This window comes from Streptomyces sp. NPDC058664 (assembly GCF_042716635.1).
GTDB lineage: Bacteria > Actinomycetota > Actinomycetes > Streptomycetales > Streptomycetaceae > Streptomyces.
In genome coordinates this window covers 79,904-98,009 of the sequence record NZ_JBHXRW010000028.1, presented here as the reverse complement: position 1 = coordinate 98,009, position 18,106 = coordinate 79,904, and the positions used below count along the sequence as shown (strand labels likewise).

Here is an 18,106-nt window from a genome sequence, read left to right as displayed (position 1 = left end):
CGGCTACGCGACGCGGCGCAGGGCGTCGGCGGGGCGCAGCCGCGAGGCACGCCACGCGCCGAAGGCACCCGCGACGAGGCCGCCGCCGAGGGCGAGGAGGACGGCGAGCCCCACGGTGGTGAGGGAGACCGGGGCGGTGAGGGCGATGTCGACGGTCCTGCCGGCGGCCGTGTCGCCCGGCCCGCCGCCGAAGACGGTGCCGCCGCGTCCGCCACCGCCGAAACCGCCGCCCGCAGGGCCGAGTTCGGCGGACAGGGTGGGGCTCGCGACGGTCACGGCGTACGCCCCCGCGAGGCCGATCGCGATGCCGAGGGCGCCGCCGATGACACCGTTGACGAGGGCCTCGCCGACCACCTGGCGGGTGACCCGGCCGCTCTTCCAGCCGAGCGCCTTGAGCGTGCCGAACTCGCGGACCCGGCGGGTGACGGCGGAGGAGGTGAGGAGTCCGGCGACGAGGACGGCGGCGAGCAGCACGGCGTACGAGAGCCACCTGCCGACGTTCGAGGCGAGGTCGGCCGCGGTGTCGAGCGAGCCGGAGACCGTCCGGGCGAGGTCGGCCGAGGTGGTGACGGTGGTGCCGGAGACGTTCCTCTGGATCGCGGTCTTGACCGCGTCGATCCGCGTCGAGTCGGTCGCCCTCACGTAGATCGTGGTGACCTCGGCGGCGGAGGCGGAGAGGGTCTGTGCCTGCTTCAGCGGCAGGTAGACCTGGGCGGCGGCCTGTCCCCGGTCGGCGGTCGCGATGCCGACGATCTCGAACTTCACCGCCTTGACGGTCAGTTCGTCACCGACGGCGAGTCCCTTCTCCTTGGCGTAGGCGCTGTCGACGACGGCGACCTTCGCGTCGGTCTCGGTGGCCTTGAACGTACGGCCCTGGGAGACCGTGGAGGTGGTGAGGGGACCGAGGTCGGGCGCGGTGACGTCGGTGCCGTAGAGCGTGAAGGAGTCGACGTCGAAGGCCGCGCCGCCGCCGGTGACGGTGTCGCCGGGGCCGCCGACAGTGCCGCCTGCCCCACCGGGCCCGCTCGTTCCGCCGGTTCCGGCGCCCGGCTGGGCCTGACCCCGCTGGATCCGGCCCCGCTCGAACTCGCCGTTGATCTTCAGGTTGACGAGGCTGAGCCCGCCCACCGCCCGGTCGACGCCGGGCTGCCGGCCCACCGTGGCCACGGTGGAGTCCGCCAGGGTCTGGAAGCCCTGGACCATCAGCCGGTCGCTGCTCTGCTCCTCGCCCTCCTCCTTGCCCTGGAACTCGAACCGGGGCCGCTGCGCCGGCGCGCCGTCCTCGGGCAGGTCCCGCGCCTTGGTCACCGTCAGGTCGGTGCCGAGCCCGTAGAGCGACTCCAGGACCTTGCCCTGGGCCCGGTTCATGCCGGAGGAGACGGAGTTGACGACGATGACCAGCGCGATCCCGAGCGCGAGCCCGGAGGCGACGACGAGCGCCGCCTTTCTGCGGCGGCGCAGTTCGCGCCGGAGGTAGGTGAAGAACATGGGCGTGAAGCTAGGGGCGGCGCGTGATGACGGGATAAGTCCCGCGTGAGAGCCGGATGAGAGCGCCGGTCTGCTGGATGCCGGGGGAGTCGTGGTGGCAGAGTCGGCGTCATGTCTCAGAGCGGCGGTACGGCACGGAGGGGCCCGGTGGCGGCACGGAGGGGCCCGACGACGGCATGGACGGGCCCGGTGACGGCACGGTGGATCCGGTGACGGCGCACATGGGCCCGGTGACGGCACGGAGGGGCCCGGTGACGGCGCTCCTCGACGCCACGGGGGTGTTCTTCAAGACGGCGCGGGACGCCTTTCCCGGGGCCGGCGCGGCGGAGTGGGCGGCGGCCGCCGCGCTCGACCCGGAGGCGTTCGGCCCCGAGGACACCTGGCGGCTGGCCTTCCGCTGCTTCGCCGTCGCCGACCCCGGCGGTACGGGGTGGACGCTGGTCGACGCGGGCGTCGGCCCCGCCGAGGGCCCGGGAGCGCCCTGGTGCCCCGTGCCCGGTGGCCTGCCCGAGCTGCTCACGGCGTCCGGGATCGACCGGGCCGACGTCCACACCGTGGTCCTGACGCACCTGCACGAGGACCACACCGGCTGGGCCGCCGACGCCGCAGGGCAGCCCTTCTTCCCGCGCGCCCGGTACGTCGTCCAGCGCGCCGAGACCGCCGCCCTCGACCGGCGGGACCCCGTGTGGGACTGGGTGGTGGAGCCGCTCCGTACGGCGGGACAACTGTACGAGGTCGACGGGAGGCACCGGTTGCGCCCCGGTGTCACGCTGCTGCCGACCCCCGGACACACCCCCGGGCATCAGTCCGTCCTGGTCGAACGGTCGGACGGCCGGGACGTCCTGGTCACCGGCGACCTCCTCGTGCACGCCGTCCAGCTCGTCGCCCCCGCCGTGGCCTACGCCCACGAACGCGATCCGGGCACCGCCCGTGCCTCGCGCGAGGAGCTGCTCGCGCGCGCCGCCGACAGCGGGGCGGTGCTCGCGACGGCCCACCTGACCCGACCGTTCGTCGAACCGCGGACGGCCCCCGCCGGTCGGTCACGCCACTGAACGGGCGCCCGGCGGTCATGCTTCCGAGCGGGCGCCGGGCGGTCAGCTGCCGAGCGGGCGCCGGGCGGTCACGCCACTGAACGGGGTCCCCCGCGGTCACGCCACCGGGCGGACGCCCGGCGGTGAGGTCCTGCCCGGCCGGCCTCGCCGTCTCGTCGGACCCGCCGTCGGCGCGTACGCCAGCGGGTCGACGGCTCCGTCAGGCCCAGCCGCCGGCGCGTACGCCGGCGGGCCGAAGGGCCCGTCAGGCCCCCGGCGCGTACGCCAGCGGATCGGCCAGGACGTCGTGGAGGACGAGGGCCGCCGCGCCGCGGGACGCGTCGGTGGCGGCGGAGGCCGGGCGCAGGCGGCCCGCCTCCGGGGTCCAGAGGCCGGAGACGACGCGGGCGGCGAGCTCCTCCGTGAGGGCCGGGACGAGCCACGGCATCAGACGCGGGTAGATGCCGCCGAGGACGACGGCCTCGGGGTCGAGGAGGTTCACGGCGCCCGACAGGGCACGCCCGAGCATCCGGCCGGCTTCGGTGAGCGCGGCGAGGGCGCGCGGTTCCGCCGCCTCGGCGCGGCGCACGAGGTCCGGGACACCGTCGGCGTCCGCCGCGGCGAGGAGGGCGGACTGGCCCGCGTACTGCTCCAGGCAGCCGCGTGAGCCGCAGCGGCAGCGCGGTCCTCCGGCGTCGACGACCAGGTGGCCGATCTCCCCGGCGAAGCCGTGGGCGCCGCGCAGGAGTTCGCCGTGGACGACGATCGCGCCGCCGACCCCGATCTCCCCCGTCAGGTGGAGGAAGGTGCGGAGGTCGCCGAGCCCGCCGGACCACAGCTCGGCGAGCGCCGCCATGTTGGCCTCGTTGTCGGAGGTCAGGGCGAGGCCCGCGGTGCCGGGTCGCAGCGCCGTGAGGGCTTCGCCGAAGAGCCGCTCGGCGTCGGCCTCGTGCCAGCCGAGGTTGGGTGCCTGCCGAACCGTTCCGCCGGACACGAGTCCGGGCAGGGCGAGTCCGGCGCCCGCCGGGGCGAGACCGTGTTCGGCGGCCCTGTCCAGGGCCTCGGCGGTGATACGGGCGGCCCGGGCCAGGGCCTCGGGCGCGCCGCCCGCGCGGTTGTCGAGGCGCTCGGTGCGCCGCACCCGGTCGGTGCCGGTCAGGTCGACGACGCAGACCGTCACGTAGTCGACGTTGATCTCGACGCCGAGTCCGGCCGGTCCCGTGTCGGCGGGCTTCAGGACGGTGCCCGGCCGTCCCGCCTGCCCGCTGAACGTCTTGCCCGACTCGACGAGGAAGCCGAGGTCGAGGAGCTGCTCGACGAGCGAGGAGACGGCGGGCCTGGTGAGGCCGACGCGGGCGGCGACCGCGGCCCGCGTGGTCTCCCCCGCGTCGTGGACGGTCCGCAGGACGAGGCTCAGGTTGTGCCGGCGCACTCCCGATCTGTCGGCCTTGGGTTCCGTGGGCTGGTTCATCGTGAGCGAGAGCCTAGTCGTCCGCTTCCCCCACCCGGAAACGGCCGGTCCCCGGAGTCCCGGGCGCCGTAACGGTTCGACCGGTCGTCGGACCTCCGGCCGTGACGGAGGTCCAGCCGCCGGACCTCCACCGTGACGAAGGTTCGCTCACCGGACTCCTGCCGTGACGGAGGTTCAGCCGTCGGACTCCTGCCGCGAAAACGGTTCAATCACCGAACTCTTTCGCGCTGGGCTCCGCCCGTGCCCCTTCCGCGTGACTACCGCGGTCAGACCTGCGCCCTCGCCCGCTCGATGGAGATCGTCGGCGAGCGCTGGACGCTGCTGATCCTGCGCGACGCCTTCTACGGCGTCCGCCGGTTCGGCGAGTTCGCCGCGCACCTGGGCGTCCCCCGGGCCGTCCTCACCGATCGGCTCGCCGGCCTCACCGGGGCGGGGGTCCTGGAGCGCGGCCCCGGGACCGGCACGGGCCGCCGCGAGGTGTACGGGCTCACGCCCAAGGGCGTGGCCCTGTGGCCGGCCGTGCGCGCCCTCACCGCCTGGGGCGAGGAGTTCCACGCGGCGGCCGGCGGCCCGCGCCGCGTCTTCCTGCACGCCGGGGACGAGGCGCCGCTCGACGCGGACGGACGCCGCACGGGGTGCGGCGCGGCCGTACCCGTCGCGGACGTCCTGGTCGCCCCCGGCCCCGGGCTCGGCCCCCGGCTCCCGACGACGACCCGGTGACGGCGGCCCTCGCCCGACCGCACCGGCTGCTCACCCCGCTCCTCACCACCGTGCCCGCGGGGCGCCCCACGAGAGGTTCACACCGATGAAGATCCTGGTCGTCGGCGCCGGTGCCACCGGTGGCTACTTCGGCGCCCTGCTCGCCCGTGCCGGGCAGGACGTCACCTTCCTGGTCCGTCCCGCCCGGGCGGCCGCGCCGCGCGAGCGCGGGCCGCGGATCGTGGGCCGGGACGAGGAGTGGACCCTCGCCCCCCCGGCTCGTCACGGCCGGGGCGCTCGCCACCCCGTACGACCTCGTCCTGCTCTCGGTGAAGTCCACCGGCCTGGCCGCGGCGATCGAGGACGTCGCGCCGGTCGTCGGACCGGACACGGCGGTCGTGCCGCTGCTCAACGGTCTCGCCCACATCGACGCCCTCAACGCCCGCTTCGGGGCGCGGGCGGTCCTCGGGGGCGTGGCCAAGGTGGTCACGGCCCTCGACGACTCGGGAGACATCCGTCGGCTCGCCCCGCCGGCCCATCTGGCCTTCGGCGAGCAGGACGGCACGGTCTCCGCGCGCGTGAGCGGATCCGGAAGGTCCTCGAAGGGGCGGGGATCGACGCGCCGGTGCCGGCGGACGTCATCACGGCGATGTGGCTGAAGTGGGTGTTCGTCACCACGCTCGGCGCGGTGACGAGCCTGATGAGCGGGACGATCGGCGACGTGTACGACGTGCCGGGCGGCCCGGCCCTGGGCCCGGCGGAGCTCGACGAGGCGGCGGCGGTCGCCGCCGCGGCAGGGCACCCCGTACCGGAGGCGGAGCGGGCGGCGACGCTGGCCGTGGTGTCCGCGTCCGGTTCGCCGATGGTGCCGTCCCTCTACCGCGACCTGACGGCGGGCCGTCCCACCGAGGTCGAGCACCTCTTCGGCGACCTCGTCGGCCGGGCCCGCGCCCTGGGCGTGGCGACCCCGCTGCTGGACCTGGCGACGCTGCACCTCCGCGTCCACCAGCGGCGCGTCACGACGGGCGCCACGGACGGGGCCTGACGCGGGTTCCGCGACCGGTGCGGCCGCGGGACCCGGCACCGGTCACGGGTCCGGGCGCGGCGGTTCGGGGCCTCTGCCGGAGGACGGCTCGAGAGCCTGCCGGAGGCGGTTCACGATCCTCCGGAGGACGGTTCGAGAACCCGTCAGGGGCCGGTCCGGGGCCTTCGGAGGGCAGGGCCGTCCGGTGGCGGGGAGCGGGCGTCGGCGGCTTGGACTTTCGTGCCGGTTCGTGGATCCTTGCCCGATCCCATGGCGCGCTCCCGGCCGGCTCGCGATCATGACGGCATGAACGTCGACAACTCGCTCCCCCTCGCCATGGACTGGGTGACCGCCCCGCGGGAGTGGTCCCTCTCCGAAGGCGTCCTGACCGTCACGGCCGCCCCGCACACGGACGTCTTCACGGACCCGGTCGGCGGGGCCGCGCGGCGCGACGCCGCCGTGGCCCTGACCGAACCGCCGGAAGGCGACTGGCAGTTCTCGGCCCGGCTCCGCGTCGGCTTCCGGTCCGCCTGGGACGCGGGGGCCCTCGTCGTCTGGTCCGACGACGACCACTGGGCCAAGCTCACCTTCGAGCAGTCGCACGACGGGGTTCCGAGCGTCTACTCGGTCGTGACCCGGGGCCGGTCCGACGACGCGCTCGGGAGTCCCGTCGAGGGGGACGCCCTGTGGCTGCGCGTCAGCAGGACCGGGGAGGGCTTCGTCTTCCACGTCTCGGACGACGGCGGATCCTGGCGCCTGGTACGGCAGTTCGCCCTGGACGGCTCCCGTGCCCCACGGGTCGGCATCGTGGCCCAGTCGCCCGTCGGGGAGGGGTGCCGGGTCGACTTCGACGACATCCGCCTCACCCCCACGAGCCTGGCCCACCTCTTCGACGGCCGGTGAGCGGCCGCCCGTCCGGGCGGTGACGCGGCGCCGCCGGCGGCCGTGAGCCGCGTCTCAGCGTCGGCCGTCGCGGCGGGGGTACGCGTCGCTCGCGGTCAGCGGGTTGTTGTGGACGGCGATGGTGGAGAAGGACACCCGGTCGTTGCGGGCCTGGAGCAGGGCCTGCTGCTCCAGGAGCAGCCCCTCGGCCGTGTCCGTACGACTCCGGCCGCGGCGCACCAGCGTCACGGCCATCAGCGCCCCGGCACCGCCGAGCACACCGAACAGAACCAGTAGTGCGACCATCCGGACCTCCCCCGTCGTTCACGTCAGCTTAGGCCAACCTCCTTGCCCGGTACAGGAGTCGGCGGTCGAGCTCACGACGGGCCGGGGCCGCTCAGCAGGGTGGGCGTGGCGGCCGACAGGACTCCCGCGACGCGGTCCCAGGTCGCGTCGTCGCGGGTGAGCGGGGGCAGGACCTCGCCGGCTCCCGTGCCCCAGGCGGTGGCCAGGGCCACCGGGTCGGCGCCCGTCACCGCGCCGGCCGCGAGGGCCGCCGCGCCGAGGGCGACGAGTTCCTCGGCGGCGGGGACGACCAGGGGCCGGCCGGAGAGCCGGCGGACGGTCTCGGTCCAGGCCCTGCCGCGCGCGCCGCCCCCGATCAGGCGCAGCGGACGGTCCCGTACGGCGGGCTCGGCCGGGTCGAGGCCGCAGGCGCCGAGGAGTCCGTCGAGGGCGCGCAGCACGGTGAAGGCCGCGCCCTCGTAGGCGGCGCCGAGGATCGCCCGGGGGTCGGTGCCGTGCCGGAGGCCGGTGACGAGTCCGGCGGCGTGCGGCAGGTCGGGGGTGCGCTCGCCGTCCAGGTACGGCAGGACGACGACCCCGTCGCCGGGTCGGGCGTCCTCGCGGTCGAGGCCGAGGAGGGTGGCGAACCGGTCCACGGCGAGGGTGCAGTTGAGGGTGCAGCCCAGCGGGAGGCGGGTGCCGTCGGCGGCGGCGAAGCCGGCGAGGCCGGGATCGGCCGGCCGGGCGCGGGTCGCGGCGAAGACGGTGCCGGAGGTGCCGAGGCTGACGACCGGGTGGTCGAGGAGTCCCGCGCCGCCGAGGCCGAGGCCGACGGCGGCGGCCATGTTGTCGCCCGTCCCGGCGGCGACGGCGACCGTACGGGGCAGTCCGAGGGCCTCGGCGGCGGCCGGGGTGAGGGTGCCGGCGCGGGTGGCGCCGCCGGGGGCGACGGCGGGCAGCAGGGCGCTGTCCAGCGAGATGAGCTCCAGGACGTCGGGGTCGTACGTACCGTCCCCTGGCCGGTACCAGCAGGTGCCCGAGGCGTCGCCGGGGTCGGTCACGGCGAGTCCGGTGAGGCGCTCGGTGAGGAAGTCGTGCGGCAGGCGGACCCCGGTGGTGGCGGCGGCGCGCTCGGGTTCGTGCTCGCGGAGCCACTGCCACTTGGCGGCGGTCATGGAGGCGACGGGGACCGAGCCGGTGCGCTCCGGCCAGGCCCCGGGGCCGCCGAGGCGGGTGGCGAGGGCGGCCGCCTGGGGTGCGGAGCGGGTGTCGTTCCAGAGCAGCGCGGGGCGCAGGGGGCGCCCGTCGGCGCCGAGGGCGACGAGGCCGTGCTGCTGTCCCGCGACCGCGATGCCCGTGACGGAGGCGGCGGGGACGCCCGCGTCCCGTACGGCCGCGCGGACGGCCGTGACGAGCGCGGTCCACCACTCCTCCGGGTCGCTCTCGCGGGCGCCGTCGGAGCCGGTGACGGTGTGCGGGGCGCGGCCGAGCCCGAGGAGCTCGCCGGTGTCGGCGTCGACGGCCGCGGCCTTGGTGGACTGCGTGGAGCTGTCCACGCCGATCACGACGGAGCGGCTGGTGGGCACGCCCTCACCTCATTTCTCGATGTGTCGACGGGGTCGGGAGACGGGACCGTCGGCTGGGGTCCGAAGGGGCCGGAAGGGGTCGATTCGCGTCCGGGGCTGGCGCCCGGGTGCGTCCGTCCCGTATTAGTTATCTCAGAAAACAAATCCCAAGAGAAGGACACACCATGCCGGATCTCTTCTCCCCCGTCCCCGAGGACCGGTTCACCTTCGGCCTGTGGACCGTCGGCTGGCAGGGCCGCGACCCCTTCGGCGAGGCCACCCGCCCCGCCCTCGACCCCGTCGAGTCCGTCGAGCGGCTCGCCGAGCTCGGCGCGTACGGCGTGACGTTCCACGACGACGACCTCATCCCCTTCGGCGCCCCGGAGACCGAGCGCGAGGCCGTCGTCAAGCGCTTCCGGGCGGCCCTGGACCGCACCGGCCTCAAGGTGCCGATGGCCACCACCAACCTCTTCACCCACCCGGTCTTCAAGGACGGCGGCTTCACCGCCAACGACCGGGACGTGCGCCGCTTCGCCCTGCGCAAGACCCTGCGCAACATCGACCTGGCCGTCGAGCTCGGCGCCGGCGTCTACGTCGCCTGGGGCGGCCGGGAGGGCGCCGAGTCCGGCGCGGCGAAGGACGTCCGGGTCGCGCTCGACCGGATGAAGGAGGCCTTCGACCTGCTCGGCCAGTACGTCACCGAGCAGGGCTACGACCTGCGCTTCGCCATCGAGCCCAAGCCCAACGAGCCGCGCGGCGACATCCTGCTGCCCACCATCGGCCACGCCCTGGCCTTCATCGAGCGCCTGGAGCGCCCCGAGCTCGTCGGCGTGAACCCGGAGACCGGCCACGAGCAGATGGCCGGCCTCAACTTCCCGCACGGCATCGCCCAGGCCCTGTGGGCGGGCAAGCTCTTCCACATCGACCTCAACGGCCAGTCCGGCATCAAGTACGACCAGGACTTCCGCTTCGGCGCGGGCGACCTGCGCCAGGCCTTCTGGCTGGTGGACCTCCTGGAGACGGCCGGGTACGAAGGGCCGCGTCACTTCGACTTCAAGCCGGTGCGCACGGACGGCTTCGACGGGGTGTGGGAGTCCGCGAAGAACTGCATGCGCAACTACCTGATCCTCAAGGAGCGCGCGGCGGCCTTCCGCGCCGACCCGGACGTCGTCGCGGCGCTCGCCGCCTCCCGCCTGGACGAACTGGCCCAGCCCACCGCCTCGGACGGCCTCGCCGCCCTGCTCGCCGACCCCACGGCGTACGAGGCCTTCGACCCGGACGCGGCGGCGGCCCGCTCGATGGCCTTCGAGCACCTGGACCAGCTGGCTCTGGAGCACCTGCTCGGCGTCCGCTGAGGACGTCTCCGTACGGGGGCCTCCGGGGACGGCTCCGTACGGGGGTCAGTGACCGGCGAGCGTCGAGCGGCGGACGACCAGTTCCGGCTGGAGCACGACGTGCTCGTGCCGGTGGTCGGCCGCCTGTTCGCCGGTCTCCTCCAGGAGGAGTTCGGCCGCCTTCGCCCCGAGCGTGAGGGCCGGCTGTCGTACGGACGTCAGCGGTACGGTCGCGGCCGCGGCGAACTCGATGTCGTCGTAGCCGACGATGGCCATGTCCTCCGGGACCCGGACCCCCGCCGCGTACAGCGCCTGGAGCACGCCGAGGGCCAGCAGGTCGTTGGCGCAGAAGACGGCGGTCGGACGGTCGGGGAGACCGAGCAGCCGCGAGCCGGCGTCCCGGCCCGAGGTCACGTCGAGGCGCTCGGCCGGGATGTCCCGGAGCGCCGAGGCGGGCAGCCCGGCCTCGGCGAGCGCGAGCAGGGCCCCCTCGCGCCGGTCGCGGACCTGCTGGAGGTGGGACGGTCCGCTGACGTACGCGAAGGACCGGTGTCCCGTGGCGACGAGGTGCCGGATCGCCAGGGAGCCGCCGACGACGTCGTCGACGGAGACGGAGCAGCCGGCCCCGTCGGCCGCCACCCGGTCGACGAGCACGGACGGGATGCCGTGGCGCCGGAACTCCCGCAGGTTCGCCCCGCTGGGGTCGGCCGGGGTGACGAGGACGCCCCGGACGCGCTGCTCGGCGAAGAGGGCGAGGTAGTCGGCCTCGTCACGGGGGCTCTGGTCGCTGTTGCAGACCATGACGCGCAGGCCGGCCGCACGGGCGGTGCGCTCGGCCCCACGGGCGATGTCGACGAAGAAGGGGTTGCCCATGTCGAGGACGAGCAGCGCCATGATCCGGCTGCGGCCGGCCCTGAGCTGGCGGGCGGACTCGCTGCGCACGTAGCCGAGGCGGGCGATGACCCGTCGCACGTGCTGGAGCGTCGCGGGCGAGACCCGGTCCGGCTGGTTGATCACGTTGGAGACGGTGCCGACGGAGACTCCCGCCTCGCGCGCCACGTCCTTGATGCCGACGCTGCCGACGCCCCCGGCGGGCGCGGCCTGCCCGGCGCCCCCGGCCTGCCCGGTGTTCGCGGCCCGTCCGGCGCCTCCGGTCTGCCCGGCCTTGGATTCCCGCCCGGCTCCCCCGGCTCCTCCGGCCCGCCCGGCGCCCCTCGCGCTCCCGCCGCTGTCGGCGTGTCCGCCGTTCCCGGTTGTCCGCGCGGTGTCCGTCATCCGTCCCACCTGGTCCGTCCTGCCCCTGCCGCCCCGCCCGGGCGGGGTCCCGCCCCGCGTTTCATCCTATGCGGCCGTTCCGCGCCGGCCCGTCGCCCCGGACGGCTCACGCGAGGTGGAAGACCTCGGTCAGCGGGCGCATGGCGGCGTCGGGCGCCTGCCCGTCGAGTTCCTCGAAGAACTCCGCCATCTCCGCCTGCCAGCGGGCGTTGACCTCGGTGGCCTCCATCGCGGCCCGCGCCCGGTCGAAGTCGGGCGTCTCCAGATAGCCGACGAGGAGCCCGTCCTCGCGGAGGAACAGGGAGTAGTTGTGCCAGCCGGCGGCGGAGAGCGCCGTGAGCATGCCGTCCCAGACCTCCGTGTGGCGCGCCCGGTACTCCGCCACGCGCTCGGCCCGGACCTTGAGCAGGAAGCAGACCCGCCGCATGTACGTCCTCCGGTCTCCGGTTCGTCCTAATGAAATGTTTCATTTCTGTGGAGCAGGACGCTAGGTCCTGAGGGAGATCACGGTCAAGAGTCTTGACGACATCACGGACGATGGCTAGCTTCCACCGAAGACTGAATCGATTCATTTCATGCCCCGACAAGTCCCGAGGTGAACATGCCCGACATCGCCGCCGTGAAGGCCGCACTCGCCGCGCAGCGGATCGAGACGCCCTCCTGGGGCTACGGAAACTCCGGGACCCGGTTCAAGGTGTTCGCGCGGCCGGGCGTGCCCCGTGACCCGTACGAGAAGCTCGACGACGCGGCACAGGTGCACGCCTACACCGGCATCGCCCCCAAGGTGTCCCTCCACATCCCCTGGGACCGGGTCGACGACTGGGCCGCCCTCGCCGCGTACGCGAAGGAGCGCGGCCTGGAGCTGGGCGCGATCAACTCCAACACCTTCCAGGACGACGCCTACCGGCTCGGCAGCGTCTGCCACCCGGACGCGAAGGTGCGCCGCAAGGCCGTCGACCACCTCCTCGAGTGCGTCGACATCATGGACGCCACCGGTTCGACGGATCTGAAGCTGTGGTTCGCCGACGGCACCAACTACCCCGGCCAGGACGACGTCACGGCCCGCCAGGAGCGGCTGGCCGAGGCACTCGCCGAGGTCTACGGCCGGCTGGGGGACGACCAGCGGATGCTCCTGGAGTACAAGTTCTTCGAGCCCGCCTTCTACACCACCGACGTGCCCGACTGGGGCACCGCGTACGCGCACTGCCTCAAGCTGGGCCCGAAGGCCCGGGTGGTCGTGGACACCGGCCACCACGCGCCGGGCACCAACATCGAGTTCATCGTCGCCCTGCTGCTCCGGGAGGGGCGGCTCGGCGGCTTCGACTTCAACTCGCGGTTCTACGCGGACGACGACCTGATGGCCGGCGCCGCCGACCCCTTCCAGCTCTTCCGGATCATGCACGAGGTCGTCCGCAACGGCGGCCTCGATCCCGCGGCGGGCATCGCCTTCATGCTCGACCAGTGCCACAACATCGAGGAGAAGGTCCCCGCGGTGATCCGCTCGGTGGCCAACGTCCAGGAGGCCACCGCCAAGGCTCTGCTCGTCGACGGCGAGGCCCTCGCCGCCGCGCAGCGGAACGGTGACGTGCTCGGCGCCAACGCCGTCCTGATGGACGCCTACGACACCGACGTACGGCCCCTGCTGCGCGCGCTGCGCGAGGAGCGGGGCCTCGACCCGGACCCGGTCGCCGCCTACCTCCGCTCCGGACGGCAGGAGCGGATCGCCACCGAACGCGTCGGCGGCCGGCAGGCCGGCTGGGGCGCGTAGCCCTTCCCCTCCCCTCCCCTCTCACCCATCCGCCCCGGTCCCTCCCACCCGCCCCGAAGGAAGATCCACCATGGCCTCCGCCACCCCGCCCGAAGTCGCCGCCCTCCTGGAACGCGCCCACCGGCTCGGCGCCGATCCCCGCACCACCAACTACGCGGGCGGCAACGCCTCCGCCAAGGGCTCCGTCGCCGACCCCGTGACCGGCCGTCCGGCCGACCTCATGTGGGTCAAGGGCTCCGGCGGCGACCTGGGCACGCTCACCGAGGACGGACTCGCGGTGCTCCGCCTCGACCGGCTCCGCGCACTCGTCGACGTCTACCCGGGGGTGGAGCGCGAGGACGAGATGGTCGCCGCCTTCGACCACTGCCTGTACGGGAAGGGGGGCGCGGCCCCGTCCATCGACACCGCCATGCACGGTCTCGTGGAGGCCGCCCACGTCGACCATCTGCACCCGGACGCGGGGATCGCGCTCGCGTGCGCCGCCGACGGGGAGAAGCTGACCGCCGACTGCTTCGGCGACACGGTGGTCTGGGTGCCGTGGCGCCGGCCCGGCTTCCAGCTGGGTCTGGACATCGCCGCGGTCAGGGCGGCCAACCCCCGGGCGATCGGCTGCGTCCTCGGCGGGCACGGCATCACCGCCTGGGGCGACACCTCGGAGGAGTGCGAGCGCAACGCGCTGCACATCATCCGGACCGCCGAGGCCTTCCTCGTCGAGCGGGGCCGCCCCGAGCCCTTCGGGCCGGTGGTCGAGGGGTACGAGCCGCTCGCCGAGGACGCGCGCCGGGAGCGGGCCGCCGCCCTCGCCCCGTACGTACGGGGGCTCGCCTCCCAGGACCACCCGCAGGTCGGGCACTTCACCGACTCCGACGCGGTGCTCGACTTCCTGGCCCGCGCCGAGCACCCGCGGCTCGCCGCCCTGGGGACGTCCTGCCCCGACCACTTCCTGCGGACCAAGGTCCGGCCGCTCGTCCTCGACCTGCCCGCCGACGTGCCGCTCGACCGGGCGGTGGACCGGCTGCGCGAACTGCACACCGCGTACCGCGAGGAGTACGCCGCCTACTACGCGCGGCACGCCACCGAGGACTCACCGGCGATGCGGGGCGCCGACCCGGCGATCGTGCTCGTGCCCGGGGTGGGCATGTTCTCCTTCGGCCGGGACAAGCAGACCGCGCGCGTGGCCGGCGAGTTCTACGTCAACGCGATCAACGTCATGCGGGGCGCCGAGGCGGTCTCCTCGTACGCGCCGATCGAGGAGTCGGAGAAGTTCCGGATCGAGTACTGGGACCTCGAGGAGGCCAAGCTGCGGCGGATGCCGAAGCCCCGGCCCCTCGCGACGAGGGTGGCGCTCGTGACGGGGGCGGGCAGCGGCATCGGGCGGGCCATCGCGCACCGGCTCGTCGCGGAGGGCGCCTGCGTGGTGGTCGCCGACCTGAACGGTGACAACGCGGCCGCCGTCGCCGACGAGCTGGGCGGGCCCGACCGGGCGGTGGCGGTCACCGTGGACGTCACGTCGGAGGAGCAGATCGGCGCGGCGTTCCGGGCGGCGCTGCTCGCCTTCGGCGGGGTCGACCTGGTCGTCAACAACGCGGGGATCTCCGTCTCGAAGCCGCTCCTGGAGACCACCGCGCGGGACTGGGACCTCCAGCACGACATCATGGCCCGGGGCTCCTTCCTGGTCTCCCGGGAGGCGGCGCGGCTCATGATCGGGCAGGGGCTCGGCGGGGACATCGTCTACATCGCCTCCAAGAACGCGGTCTTCGCCGGTCCGAACAACATCGCCTACTCGGCCACCAAGGCCGATCAGGCCCATCAAGTACGCCTCCTTGCAGCAGAGTTGGGGGAGCACGGCATCCGGGTCAACGGTGTCAACCCGGACGGGGTGGTACGCGGCTCCGGGATCTTCGCAGGCGGCTGGGGGGCGCAGCGGGCGGCGACGTACGGCATCGCGGAGGAGGAGCTCGGCGCGTTCTACGCGGGGCGCACGCTGCTCAAGCGGGAGGTGCTGCCGGAGCACGTGGCCAACGCGGTCTTCGCGCTGACCGGCGGCGACCTGAGCCACACCACCGGCCTCCACGTGCCGGTGGACGCGGGCGTGGCCGCGGCCTTCCTCCGGTGAGCGGGCGTTCCTCCCGGAGCGTCCCGGCGCGCGGGCGTTCCTCCCCGGGCGTCCCGGCGCGCGGGCACCGGCCCCGGGACGTCTTCGCGGCGGCGGACCTCGGTGCGACGAGCGGCCGGGTGATGCTCGGCCGGGTCGGCCCCGGCCGGCTGGAACTCACCGAGGCCCACCGCTTCCCCAACACCCCGGTCCGGCTGCCCGACGGGCTGCGCTGGGACGTCCTCGCGCTCTTCCAGGGCGTCCTGGACGGGCTGCGCGTCGCCGCCCGTTCCGGTGGCGTGGCCTCCGTGGGCGTCGACACCTGGGCGGTGGACTACGGCCTCCTCGACGCGGACGGCGCTCTGCTCGGCGCGCCGTACCACTACCGTGACGGGCGTACCGACGGCGCGGCCGAGAAGGTCGGGGAACGGGTGGGCGCGGCGGAGCTGTACCGGGTCACCGGTCTCCAGCGCCTGCCGTTCAACACGGTCTTCCAGCTCGCGTCGGCCGCCGGAAGCGTCCAACTGGGTTCGGCGAGGACGCTGTTGCTGATGCCTGACCTGTTCGTCCACTGGCTGACGGGGACGGTCGGCGCCGAGGAGACCAACGCCTCCACCACGGGCCTCTTCGACGCGCGTGCGGGCGGCTGGTCCGCCGGGCTGCTCGACCGGCTCGCGATCGACCCCGGTCTGCTGCCGCCGCTGCGGGCGCCCGGCGATCCGGCGGGCGTGCTGCTGCCGTACGTCTCCGAGTACACCGGTCTGGACGCCGGGACGCCGGTGACGACGGTCGCCTCGCACGACACCGCGTCGGCCGTCGTCGCGGTCCCCGCCGAGGGCCGGAACTTCGCCTACCTCTCCTGCGGCACCTGGTCGCTGGCCGGTCTCGAGCTGGAGTCCCCGGTGCTGACGGAGGAGGCCAGGGCGGCCGACTTCACCAACGAGCGCGGGGTCGACGGAACCGTCCGCTTCCTGCGCAACATCATGGGCCTGTGGCTCCTGGAGGAGTGCCGCCGCACCTGGGAGGGGCAGGGGCGGACCGCCGGGCTCGACGAGCTGCTCGCGGCGGCGGCGCGCGCGGAGCCGTTCGCGGCCGTCGTCGACCCGGACGCGCCGGAGTTCCTGGCCCCCGGCGACGTGCCGGAGCGGATACGGGCGTACTGCCGCCGGACCGGGCAGCCCCCGCCCGGGAGTCCGGGGGCGGTGGTCCGCTGCGTCCTGGAGAGCCTGGCCCTCGCCCACCGGCGCACCCTGCGGCAGGCGGCCGAGCTGGCGGGCCGGGAGATCACCCGGGTGCATCTGGTGGGCGGCGGAGCCCGGAACGCGCTGCTGTGCCAGCTGACGGCGGACGCCACCGGGCTTCCCGTCGTCGCGGGTCCCGTCGAGGCCACGGCTCTCGGGAACGTCCTCGTCCAGGCCCGCGCCGCCGGGCTCGTCGGCGACCTCGCCTCGATGCGGGACCTCGTCGCGGGCACCCAGGCCCTGCGGCACTACGTGCCGCGCGAGGACCACCGCGACGGCGCCGCCTGGGAGGCGGCCGCCGCCCGGCTCGAACCGTCTTCGAGGAACCCGTGACGCGTGTCGTCCCGGAGACGAGCGCCGTCGAGGACGTCCCCGGGCCCGTACCCGTCGACGCCGTCGCCCTGATGACCGGCGCGTGAGGCGCGTAGGCCCTGTCCGGCGGATCAGGGTCGGACAGGCCGCGACATCTGGCACGGCACCTCGCCGCGTCCCTGGGCTCTGCGGGCCCGGGGAGGCCCATGCACCAGATGCCGCGACCCCGTCCATGACCCGCCGGACAGTGCCCAAGCGGCCGGCCCCCGAGGAGTCCGGCCGCTTACGCGTGCGACACGTACACACGCACGGCCCGTACGACGCGACCGGGAGCCGTTTGTCGATCCGGACCGAGCCAAGCCGGACGGGCCGCGCCGGGCCGGACGGGCCGCGCCGGGCCGGACGGGACCAGGCCGCGCCGGGTAGAGCCGCGTCGGGCCGAGCCAGACCGGCCGGGCCGTGTCGGCCGCGCCAAGCCGTGTCGGACCGCGCCGCGCCAGACCAGGCCGGACGGGCCGCGCCGAGCCGGGCCGCGCCGGCTCGGACCGGGCCGGGCCGCGCCGCGCCAGGCCGCCGGGCGGCTCTACGCCGATTCGCGGTGGACGAGTTCCGTCGGCAGGATCACCGCCGACGGGTCGTCACCCGCTATCCGGGCCAGGAGCATGCGCACCATCTCGGAGCTGATCCGGTCCCACGGCTGCCGGATGGTGGTGAGCGAGGGCCGGGAGGACAGGGCCGCGGGGGAGTCGTCGAAGCCGCCCACGGCGATGTCCCCGGGGACCCGGACGCCCGCGCGGGCGAATGCGTCGAGGGCGCCCTGTGCCATCAGGTCGGAGGCGACGAAGACGGCGTCGATGTCCGGGGCGCGCTCCAGGAGCGCGCGGGCCGCGTCCTCGCCGCTGGCCCGGCTGTAGTCGCCGGAGGCGATCAGCGTCTCGTCGGCGGGCAGTCCGCACTCGGCGAGCGTCTCGCGGTAGCCGGCGAGGCGCTCCACCCCGCCGGGGGTGTCGAGCGGTCCGGTGACGGTGGCGATCCGGCGCCGCCCGGAGGCGTACAGGTGGCGGACCATGTCGCGGGCGCCGTCGCGGTCGTCGGCCGCGACGTAGCCGATCTTGGCGGTCTGACCGAGCGGCTTGCCGCAGGCGACGACGGGGACGCCGGCCTCGTGCAGCCGGGCCACCACGGGGTCACCGGAGTGGCTGGAGACGAGGAGGACGCCGTCGACGTGCCCGGCCTCGATGTAGCGGAGGTTGCGGCGGCGCTCGTCCTCGGTGCCCGCGATCATCAGGAGCAGCGGGATGTCCTGGGCGGCGAGCGCCTGGGTGCAGGCGCGGAGCAGCACGTTGAAGTTGGGGTCCTCGAAGAAGCGCTCCTGCGGTTCGGTGAGGAGGAAGGCGACGGAGTCGGACTTGCCGGTGATCAGCGAGCGGGCGTGCCGGTTGACGACGTAGCCCGTTCTTCGGATCGCGGCGTCGACGGCCGCCTTCGCCGTCGGGCTGACGTAGTGGCCGCCGTTGAGGACGCGGGAGACGGTGCCGCGCGAGACGCCCGCCTCGCGGGCCACGTCGTGGATGGTCGCCGGGCGGCGCCTGCTCGCTGCTGTGCTCATGCTGTGTGTTTCCCCTCGATCCCCTGT

The 18,106-nt window shown here is 74.8% G+C and carries 16 protein-coding genes and 1 pseudogene; 10 read left to right on the top strand and 7 right to left on the bottom strand.

The genetic code is table 11. The annotated features are described in order from the left end of the window. Nucleotides 1-3: 3 nt before the first annotated feature. Nucleotides 4-1,488 carry an ABC transporter permease gene (locus ACFWUY_RS23205; protein WP_384111934.1) on the bottom strand — a complete coding sequence of 495 codons (1,485 nt, stop codon included), beginning with the start codon at nucleotides 1,486-1,488 and terminating at the stop codon, nucleotides 4-6. Between the two features lie 221 nt (nucleotides 1,489-1,709). Between ACFWUY_RS23205 and ACFWUY_RS23200 the strand changes: the two genes are divergently transcribed. Further along, nucleotides 1,710-2,540, top strand: a complete 831-nt coding sequence (locus ACFWUY_RS23200; RefSeq protein ID WP_384111985.1) for an MBL fold metallo-hydrolase — start codon at nucleotides 1,710-1,712, stop codon at nucleotides 2,538-2,540. A gap of 244 nt (nucleotides 2,541-2,784) precedes the next feature. Here ACFWUY_RS23200 and ACFWUY_RS23195 read toward each other — a convergent pair whose 3' ends face one another. Further along, entirely contained in the window at nucleotides 2,785-3,990 is a 1,206-nt protein-coding gene (locus tag ACFWUY_RS23195) for an ROK family protein (RefSeq protein ID WP_384111932.1), read from the bottom strand. Nucleotides 3,991-4,230: 240 nt separating this feature from the next. Here ACFWUY_RS23195 and ACFWUY_RS23190 point away from each other — a divergent pair, with 240 nt between their 5' ends. The 5 genes and pseudogenes from ACFWUY_RS23190 to ACFWUY_RS23170 all read left to right on the top strand — a co-directional run bounded on the left by ACFWUY_RS23190 (nucleotide 4,231) and on the right by ACFWUY_RS23170 (nucleotide 6,616). After that, the gene (locus ACFWUY_RS23190; protein WP_384111930.1) at nucleotides 4,231-4,710 is read left to right on the top strand and encodes a winged helix-turn-helix transcriptional regulator; all 480 of its coding nucleotides are present in this window, start codon (nucleotides 4,231-4,233) and stop codon (nucleotides 4,708-4,710) included. Nucleotides 4,711-4,795: 85 nt separating this feature from the next. Then, a pseudogene (locus tag ACFWUY_RS23185) lies at nucleotides 4,796-4,909 on the top strand (ketopantoate reductase family protein); the annotation flags it as partial. Continuing rightward, nucleotides 4,857-5,348 (top strand): ketopantoate reductase family protein, encoded by a 492-nt coding sequence (locus tag ACFWUY_RS23180; RefSeq protein ID WP_384111981.1) that lies wholly within the window; start codon nucleotides 4,857-4,859, stop codon nucleotides 5,346-5,348. The pseudogene ACFWUY_RS23185 and the gene ACFWUY_RS23180, both read left to right, overlap by 53 nt. Next, complete coding sequence (locus ACFWUY_RS23175) at nucleotides 5,315-5,734, top strand: ketopantoate reductase C-terminal domain-containing protein (RefSeq protein ID WP_384111978.1); 420 nt, start codon at nucleotides 5,315-5,317, stop codon at nucleotides 5,732-5,734. The genes ACFWUY_RS23180 and ACFWUY_RS23175 overlap by 34 nt, the downstream gene beginning before the upstream one ends. 285 nt (nucleotides 5,735-6,019) lie before the next feature. Next, the gene (locus tag ACFWUY_RS23170) at nucleotides 6,020-6,616 is read left to right on the top strand and encodes a DUF1349 domain-containing protein (protein WP_384111928.1); all 597 of its coding nucleotides are present in this window, start codon (nucleotides 6,020-6,022) and stop codon (nucleotides 6,614-6,616) included. Between the two features lie 54 nt (nucleotides 6,617-6,670). On the opposite strand, the gene ACFWUY_RS23165 is transcribed toward ACFWUY_RS23170, so the two are convergent. Together ACFWUY_RS23165 and xylB are read right to left on the bottom strand one after the other, a co-directional pair. Continuing rightward, complete coding sequence (locus tag ACFWUY_RS23165) at nucleotides 6,671-6,901, bottom strand: hypothetical protein (protein ID WP_384111925.1); 231 nt, start codon at nucleotides 6,899-6,901, stop codon at nucleotides 6,671-6,673. Between the two features lie 71 nt (nucleotides 6,902-6,972). Next, nucleotides 6,973-8,466, bottom strand: a complete 1,494-nt coding sequence (gene xylB / locus ACFWUY_RS23160; protein ID WP_384111922.1) for a xylulokinase — start codon at nucleotides 8,464-8,466, stop codon at nucleotides 6,973-6,975. Nucleotides 8,467-8,630: 164 nt separating this feature from the next. Between xylB and xylA the strand changes: the two genes are divergently transcribed. After that, nucleotides 8,631-9,800: a xylose isomerase gene (xylA, locus tag ACFWUY_RS23155; protein WP_384111919.1), complete on the top strand. Its 1,170-nt coding sequence runs from the start codon at nucleotides 8,631-8,633 to the stop codon at nucleotides 9,798-9,800. A gap of 45 nt (nucleotides 9,801-9,845) precedes the next feature. Here the strand turns inward: xylA and ACFWUY_RS23150 are convergent, their stop codons facing one another. Both ACFWUY_RS23150 and ACFWUY_RS23145 read right to left on the bottom strand, forming a co-directional pair. Then, entirely contained in the window at nucleotides 9,846-11,054 is a 1,209-nt protein-coding gene (locus tag ACFWUY_RS23150; RefSeq protein WP_384111915.1) for a LacI family DNA-binding transcriptional regulator, read from the bottom strand. A gap of 106 nt (nucleotides 11,055-11,160) precedes the next feature. Beyond that, nucleotides 11,161-11,481, bottom strand: coding sequence for an L-rhamnose mutarotase (locus tag ACFWUY_RS23145; RefSeq protein ID WP_384111911.1), 321 nt, complete (start codon nucleotides 11,479-11,481; stop codon nucleotides 11,161-11,163). Between the two features lie 174 nt (nucleotides 11,482-11,655). Between ACFWUY_RS23145 and rhaI the strand changes: the two genes are divergently transcribed. The 3 genes from rhaI to ACFWUY_RS23130 all read left to right on the top strand — a co-directional run bounded on the left by rhaI (nucleotide 11,656) and on the right by ACFWUY_RS23130 (nucleotide 16,491). Beyond that, nucleotides 11,656-12,822: an L-rhamnose isomerase gene (rhaI, locus tag ACFWUY_RS23140; protein ID WP_384111907.1), complete on the top strand. Its 1,167-nt coding sequence runs from the start codon at nucleotides 11,656-11,658 to the stop codon at nucleotides 12,820-12,822. Nucleotides 12,823-12,892: 70 nt separating this feature from the next. Further along, nucleotides 12,893-14,938: a bifunctional aldolase/short-chain dehydrogenase gene (locus tag ACFWUY_RS23135; protein WP_384111903.1), complete on the top strand. Its 2,046-nt coding sequence runs from the start codon at nucleotides 12,893-12,895 to the stop codon at nucleotides 14,936-14,938. Between the two features lie 122 nt (nucleotides 14,939-15,060). Next, nucleotides 15,061-16,491, top strand: coding sequence for a rhamnulokinase family protein (locus ACFWUY_RS23130; protein ID WP_384111975.1), 1,431 nt, complete (start codon nucleotides 15,061-15,063; stop codon nucleotides 16,489-16,491). 562 nt (nucleotides 16,492-17,053) lie between these two features. On the opposite strand, the gene ACFWUY_RS23125 is transcribed toward ACFWUY_RS23130, so the two are convergent. Continuing rightward, on the bottom strand, nucleotides 17,054-18,079 hold the full coding sequence (locus ACFWUY_RS23125) for a LacI family DNA-binding transcriptional regulator (RefSeq protein WP_384111900.1): 1,026 nt from the start codon (nucleotides 18,077-18,079) through the stop codon (nucleotides 17,054-17,056). Nucleotides 18,080-18,106 lie beyond the last annotated feature (27 nt).

Coding starts and splice junctions, on each gene's coding strand:
- ACFWUY_RS23195 (WP_384111932.1), bottom strand. CDS start 3,990: ATGAACCAGCCCACGGAACCCAAGGCCGACAGATCGGGAGTGCGCCGG.
- ACFWUY_RS23135 (WP_384111903.1), top strand. CDS start 12,893: ATGGCCTCCGCCACCCCGCCCGAAGTCGCCGCCCTCCTGGAACGCGCC.
- ACFWUY_RS23165 (WP_384111925.1), bottom strand. CDS start 6,901: ATGGTCGCACTACTGGTTCTGTTCGGTGTGCTCGGCGGTGCCGGGGCG.
- ACFWUY_RS23205 (WP_384111934.1), bottom strand. CDS start 1,488: ATGTTCTTCACCTACCTCCGGCGCGAACTGCGCCGCCGCAGAAAGGCG.
- ACFWUY_RS23200 (WP_384111985.1), top strand. CDS start 1,710: ATGGGCCCGGTGACGGCACGGAGGGGCCCGGTGACGGCGCTCCTCGAC.
- ACFWUY_RS23170 (WP_384111928.1), top strand. CDS start 6,020: ATGAACGTCGACAACTCGCTCCCCCTCGCCATGGACTGGGTGACCGCC.
- rhaI (WP_384111907.1), top strand. CDS start 11,656: ATGCCCGACATCGCCGCCGTGAAGGCCGCACTCGCCGCGCAGCGGATC.
- xylA (WP_384111919.1), top strand. CDS start 8,631: ATGCCGGATCTCTTCTCCCCCGTCCCCGAGGACCGGTTCACCTTCGGC.
- ACFWUY_RS23145 (WP_384111911.1), bottom strand. CDS start 11,481: ATGCGGCGGGTCTGCTTCCTGCTCAAGGTCCGGGCCGAGCGCGTGGCG.
- ACFWUY_RS23150 (WP_384111915.1), bottom strand. CDS start 11,054: ATGACGGACACCGCGCGGACAACCGGGAACGGCGGACACGCCGACAGC.
- ACFWUY_RS23125 (WP_384111900.1), bottom strand. CDS start 18,079: ATGAGCACAGCAGCGAGCAGGCGCCGCCCGGCGACCATCCACGACGTG.
- ACFWUY_RS23130 (WP_384111975.1), top strand. CDS start 15,061: ATGCTCGGCCGGGTCGGCCCCGGCCGGCTGGAACTCACCGAGGCCCAC.